This is a genomic window from Deinococcus seoulensis, assembly GCF_014648115.1.
Classification (GTDB): domain Bacteria; phylum Deinococcota; class Deinococci; order Deinococcales; family Deinococcaceae; genus Deinococcus; species Deinococcus seoulensis.
In genome coordinates this window covers 1-5,586 of the sequence record NZ_BMQM01000066.1, presented here as the reverse complement: position 1 = coordinate 5,586, position 5,586 = coordinate 1, and the positions used below count along the sequence as shown (strand labels likewise).

General features: G+C 62.7%; 6 protein-coding genes. All 6 read right to left on the bottom strand.

Annotation, left to right across the window (positions count from 1 at the left end):
- Nucleotides 1–155: 155 nt before the first annotated feature.
- The 6 genes from IEY70_RS20530 to IEY70_RS20505 all read right to left on the bottom strand — a co-directional run bounded on the left by IEY70_RS20530 (nucleotide 156) and on the right by IEY70_RS20505 (nucleotide 5,341).
- A complete protein-coding gene (locus IEY70_RS20530) occupies nucleotides 156–590 on the bottom strand; it encodes a hypothetical protein (protein WP_189066891.1) in 435 nt (144 codons plus the stop codon).
- A gap of 1 nt (nucleotide 591) precedes the next feature.
- Nucleotides 592–1,497, bottom strand: a complete 906-nt coding sequence (locus IEY70_RS20525) for a hypothetical protein (protein ID WP_189066890.1) — start codon at nucleotides 1,495–1,497, stop codon at nucleotides 592–594.
- Nucleotides 1,498–1,568: 71 nt separating this feature from the next.
- Nucleotides 1,569–1,832 (bottom strand): hypothetical protein, encoded by a 264-nt coding sequence (locus IEY70_RS20520; RefSeq protein WP_189066889.1) that lies wholly within the window; start codon nucleotides 1,830–1,832, stop codon nucleotides 1,569–1,571.
- Between the two features lie 13 nt (nucleotides 1,833–1,845).
- Complete coding sequence (locus IEY70_RS20515) at nucleotides 1,846–2,112, bottom strand: hypothetical protein (protein WP_189066888.1); 267 nt, start codon at nucleotides 2,110–2,112, stop codon at nucleotides 1,846–1,848.
- 2 nt (nucleotides 2,113–2,114) lie between these two features.
- Complete coding sequence (locus IEY70_RS20510) at nucleotides 2,115–4,958, bottom strand: FtsK/SpoIIIE domain-containing protein (protein WP_189066887.1); 2,844 nt, start codon at nucleotides 4,956–4,958, stop codon at nucleotides 2,115–2,117.
- Nucleotides 4,959–4,966: 8 nt separating this feature from the next.
- A complete protein-coding gene (locus IEY70_RS20505; protein WP_189066886.1) occupies nucleotides 4,967–5,341 on the bottom strand; it encodes a hypothetical protein in 375 nt (124 codons plus the stop codon).
- Nucleotides 5,342–5,586 lie beyond the last annotated feature (245 nt).

The window sequence follows — 5,586 nt, the reverse complement described above, 5'->3', positions numbered from 1 at the left end:
TTGACGTCCCGAAGGGACGTCAACAGTACCTCCAGCGCACACCGGCGATGGCGATTGGGCTGACTGATCGCGTTTGGACGCTGCGAGCGTGGCTGTCACGGCCTCAAGGCGTTTCCTGTCGGGCATAGTTCCAGCCAACTACCCCGCAGCTTGGATCAAGGGAGGGTCTGATCGGCTTCGGTAATCAGTTGTGTCATCCGATCGGTTGCAGCGAGCACTCGGGTGGTGAGTTGATCAGCCCAGTCTCGTTCGTGGTGCCCACGTTCCATTTCACGGCGTGTGTCGTCCAGCCGGTCGGCGATGTGCTCAGAGAATCGCGCAACCTGCTCACAGTGTCCCTGTGTCCGCTGTAAGGATCCGTGCATGGAAGTGAGTGCCGTGGATTTTCGGGTCAAGGCAGTGGAGGCCGCGCTGTGTTCCTCATGGAGTGGTTGCAAGAGACGGCCACGCAGATCACGGGTAGCACTGTCATTCCACACCTGACGGAGATCGTCTTCGAAAGCAGTCACGTCGCGCGTGGCAGCCCCGAGGTGCCATAGGCGCTCGTTGAGCATACGCAGTTGCTGCTGGTACCAGTTCAGGTCAGTCATGTCACATTCCGAGGTCGGGCCGGTTGAGGTTCCACAGGGCGTCCTGCCGGTCTTGCAGATCCCGCTGCGCCTGGTAGCCGTAGCCGGCCGCGCTGTCCAGATGCCGATCTGCAGACTGCAGTGCACGGGTTGCGTCGCTGAGGTGCGATTCGGCCTGCCGTTGCTGCGCAGTGGCAGCCCGGAGTTCGTCCTGCTGTCCGGCCGCCAGGATCTCCGCTTCATTGAGTGTTTTACGTGCCTGCTGCGCGCTGTCCTGGGCCCGCTCTGACTGCGTGACGGCTTCGTCTGCCAGAGGCAAGGTCTCCTGGGCAGTGGTGTCAGCGAGGTGGGTGAGATGCAGTGCATGCTCGTACCGTCGGAGCCGCTCTCCGGCGTCCCAGACGGCTTGCTGGCAGGTGTGCACTTCGTTTTCGGCGTCACTCACGCGGTACCTGGCTGCCGTGACATCAGCCTGGGCGTCATAAACGTCACTGGACTCGCTACTACAACTGAGGCGTTGCGGGTCGGATTCACAGTCGGACAGTGCAGACTGGGCGTCCGAAAGGGTCGACTCTGCTGCGTGCAGGTTGCTTTGCGCCCACTGCAGCTCCTGCTGCGCAGCAGAGAGTTCAGCGCGACGCGCGTCGAGGTCGCTGCGCGCCCCCGTGACCGCGTGCGTCCAGCGCCACTTGGCCGCCTGCGCCGCTTCTGCGACAGCCACGAACGAGCTGACAGCTTCGTTGGTGCGGTGACGTGTGGTCAGTACCAGATCCATGAGGCGACGCTGGGCGTCTGCCGTGTCGGTGATGTCCTGCGCGTCACTATCAGCGCGTGTGACGCTGATCGCCAAGCGATGAGCACTCTGCCGCTCGGTTTCCACGCCGTGCCGGTGGGTGTAGTGCGCATCATCTCTGGTCGACGTGGTCACGTCAAGCCAGCGGCGCAGGGTCCGTTCGTATGCCGCCAGGGCCGGTGCGAGGCGGCGGGGGTCAGTGGCGCTCACCCCAGGTCACCGTCAGGGCGGTTAGCGGCTTCAAGTGCGTCGATACGTTCAGCCAGGAGGTGCTGGATCACCTGTCCGCGGTCCATGTACTCCCGGAACGTCGCGTGCGTCCGTGTCCAACCTGCCTTGAACTGCTCAGCTGCGTCACCTTCGTACACGTGTTGCAGAGCGTGATATCGGCGTTCGAGAACGAGATACTCGTCACGCAGGACCGCGTGATGCCGGGTCAGGGTCGCGTGATACTCGCGCAGGCCGGTCAAGAGTCGTCGTGTGTCAGCCACCGTGCAGGTACCTCCGGACGTGAATGATCTTACCGGTCAGAAATTCAGTGTAGCGGGGCGCTTCACGCCGGACGTACTGGGTCATATGCGCGTGCAGGGGGGTGTACTGCTCGTCATAGGCTTTGCGCATGCTGTCTTGCCAGTGTGAGTCGACCGCACCGTGACTACGCTCGAGTTCCTGTAGGGAACTGCCGAGCGAGGCGTTGAAGCGGGTCAACTCGTGATGGAAAGCGGTGAGTTCCCGCAGTTGGTCGTCCATGCTCATGCAGTCACCTCGGCCGTCCGGATGGCCTGAGCGACCGCTACGAACTGCGCCGTGAGCGGAATGTCCGTGTCAGTGCTGTACGGCTTAAACCGTACTGACACTTCAGTTTCCGGATCGTGGTACAGCGCGGCAAGTGGTGTGTCTCCATGCTGCTGCAGTTTCGCGGCGCGGCGTGACCGGGTCAGCGTGTACGAGTCGTCTTCGGACACCTGAAGGGTCAGGCGGTGCTTGAACAGCGGCAGCGTCTGGCGCTCGTCCAGCACAGCACGCAACTGCGGAACGCCGGGTGCACTGAGGATCACGTGCACGCCGAGGTGCGCGCCGTCTGTCAGGAGCGTGCGCAGATGCGTGCCGCTGACGGAGTCGGACGCTCCGAAGGTATCCTGGACTCTTCGCAGTGCGTCCGCCTCGTGTGGCTCACTCAGCACGAGCAGGAGAGGCGGGAACGAGGCGCGGGCGTCCTTCGAAGCGGTGCGCCGCTCCTCGAGTGCAGCGCACGCACGTGCCAGGAGGTCCGGAATCTCGTCGCTGTCACGGGTCAAGCTGACATTCAGACCCGCTTCACGCAGCGCACTGTCGCGCAGGGCCGGCAGCGCGTCGGCCCATTGAGTGCCGCTGACGCTCAGATCAGCCATGAGGACCGTCGCTCCGCGCGCCAGCGGGTTGACGACCAGTCCGGCCAGCAGGGCGCTGAGCATGCCGTACCGGGCTGGCGCGTTCCGGCCGACCACCAGAACGTGCTCGTGCGCGCGGCGCCTCAACACCACGCGGGCGTGCCCTCCCACGTTGAATTCCTGCCCAGCCCAGGTCACCATCGGCTGCTCGGCCTCGAACCAGTCGTCTACGCCAAGGCCACCATCTGCCGGTGAGCGGCGCGCATGGGCTTCCAACGCCATCCCACTCCGAACAGGGCGTTCCAGAAGGGCCTGAAGCTGCGGATTGTCAGTCAGATTCGGTTGGGCCTGACCGTCGAACACCACCACCCGCGAACGGTAATTCGGGAGGGCAGCGGCGCGGGCCGCCAGTTGGTTCACAATGCTGTCACGCTCCGCGGCTGGCAAGCGGGAGACCTTGCCAGCGCGACTCGCTCCGTCACCGTCGTCGCCACTGCGGTCGTTGACGACGATCTTGCCGGGCATGTCGCACGTCTGAATGAGCAGCTTTCCACGCCGTCCAAACTCCGTCAGGGCATCGACATCCGCGCGTGACATTTGCATGGCCATGCGCAGGTGCACGTTGCCAAATACTGCGCCCTGATGAAGCATCCCGGTCGCGCCGTAGCGTTGGGAGGCGATCAGCATGTGAATACCGACACTGCGGCCCTGCTGCGCCAGTTGCAGGAGATGCGCGGACGCCTCGCCGTCGGCGTCGCCCTCGAACAGTTCCTGGTATTCGTCCACGAGCAGCAGCAAACGTGGGAGGGACTCCCCGAGTGCGCGGTAGGATGCGTAATCCTGCACGCCCTGCGCTTTGAAGAGCCGGTTGCGGCGTTCTTTCTCCATCAGGAGATCCTTGAGAACACTCCGCGACAGTTCAGGCGACGAGCGCAGCGACACCACGGCCGCGTGCGGCAGTGCCCGGTACGGTTGGAATTCCACGCCGTCCTTTCCGTCGATTAGGTACAGGCGCAGCTCTTCGGGGCTGTAGCGCTGCGCGAGCCCACAGATCATCACGTGGTACAGGTTCGACTTCCCGGCGCCGGTCATCGCGCCTAGCATCCCGTGAGCGCAGGGGCGCCCGTCCCCGTCTACTCCGAACCACGTGTCGAGCGTACCGTCCGTGCCAAACCCTCCGATTGGCGTCTGGATACGCTGTTGTGCGGAGGCCTGCCACCACGCCGATTCCGGAATGGCGACCTTGGTGGCGAAACTCAGATCGCGCTCCGGAGCTTTCGCATCGTCCAGTTGCTTTTTCAGGGTCTGTTGCAAGCGTGCGTCCGGGGACCGGTCATACGTCACATCGAACCCGTCTGCTTTCACGGCGCTCAGATCGATCACGAATGCGTTTTCGATCTGCTCCAGCGTCAGGTCACGGGGTAACTCCACGTCTATATTCTGGTGAATGAAGGTGTACCGACCAGCACGAGGACCGGTATTTGCGACTTTCATGAGTCCTTCAATGGCGCGCCGGTCGTACTGATTCGGGAAGTCGGCTGCCAAGACGAACTCGAAACGTTCGTTCACACGCGTTCCTTCCGGCACCTGCTCGAACGACCGGACTTCCGCGTCCAGGTACGTTTCGATGACGCGTTGAATGTTGCGTTCAACCTGATCGAGATCCCGGCGGATGTCTCCCTGCGTCTCTGCCACGCGGGGCAGAGCTTTGCGGATCAGGAACGCCGCGCCGTTGCCAGCCGGGTCAAGCAGGACGTAGCTCGCCTGATGGGGTAGGAGCAGTGCTGTTCTCAGGGCCAGTGACTGCAGCAATTCCAGCCCAGCTTCGCGCTGCGCGTCTCCTTCGGTGCGAATGATCACAGTACGGTTCTGCCCGATGAATGGAGCCAGGAATGGCACTGTGAACGTCCGCTGCGGGTCACGCGGGTCGTGGTAGGCCCCCACCCGGAGGAAGGGTTCCAGTGTGGCGGTACCGGGCACCCATGAGGACCAGGACGGCACAGCCCACGCGGCGCCGACCGTCATACCGGATCCCTGGATCAGCTGCGCGGCCGCCACGTCGCTCTCCGCGAGAAGTCGTTTGAATTGCTCCCCCGTCCGTGCCGCCTGAATCTGACCGTAAGCGAAGGCGTGTGCGCCGTCGGAGATCAACTGCTGTTTGCGCGCCTCAAGACGCTGGATGTCGTCCTGCTGTGCCGACTGCTGCCGGAGCCATGGATGCCACATAATATTCCTCACCGAAAGAACAAAAGATAGATGGAGACCAGCAGAATCACAGCGGCCAGCACGATCAACCACATCTGAAACAGCCGTGCCCGACGCTCGGTGTCTCTCAGCTCCGACCGTGCCCGAATCTCCTGCTGATCAATGGCAGTGAGATCTGCCGCGGCCCGTTGCAGTTTCTGGACGACTGCGGTGACTTCTTGACTGGGGACACCACCGGCAAGAGGCCCTTCAAGAGGCTCTGCGCCCCGCGCGAACCGCGCGTGATGGCTGTCGAGTTGACGTTTCTCCGTCTCGCAGGCGTCGAGCGCACGCCAGACGTTCTGGCGTTCACGCAGCACCTCCTGCCCCTTACGCTGCATGTGATCACCGAGATTTTGTGTCACGTTTCACTCTCCCACTTCTGAACGGGTTTGGTCTTCATCAGTGCTCAGGAGGATATAAGCGTTTCAAGATCTCATCTGCCTAACGTGACTGCTATCGGGTGTACACCCATTCCCAGTCAGCCAAGGCGTTCCCTACTGGCTGAATTGTCGGGACGCACCGCTGGCCATTCTGCTTAAGTACAACGCACCAAAGAAGTAGACTTGGGCATGGCCCGTTCCCATCGGCGCATTGAGATTTCGGAAGA

Bases quoted from the DNA above. Each gene is read 5' to 3' on its own strand.
- IEY70_RS20530 (WP_189066891.1), bottom strand. From the start codon at position 590: ATGACTGACCTGAACTGGTACCAGCAGCAACTGCGTATGCTCAACGAG.
- IEY70_RS20510 (WP_189066887.1), bottom strand. From the start codon at position 4,958: ATGTGGCATCCATGGCTCCGGCAGCAGTCGGCACAGCAGGACGACATC.
- IEY70_RS20515 (WP_189066888.1), bottom strand. From the start codon at position 2,112: ATGGACGACCAACTGCGGGAACTCACCGCTTTCCATCACGAGTTGACC.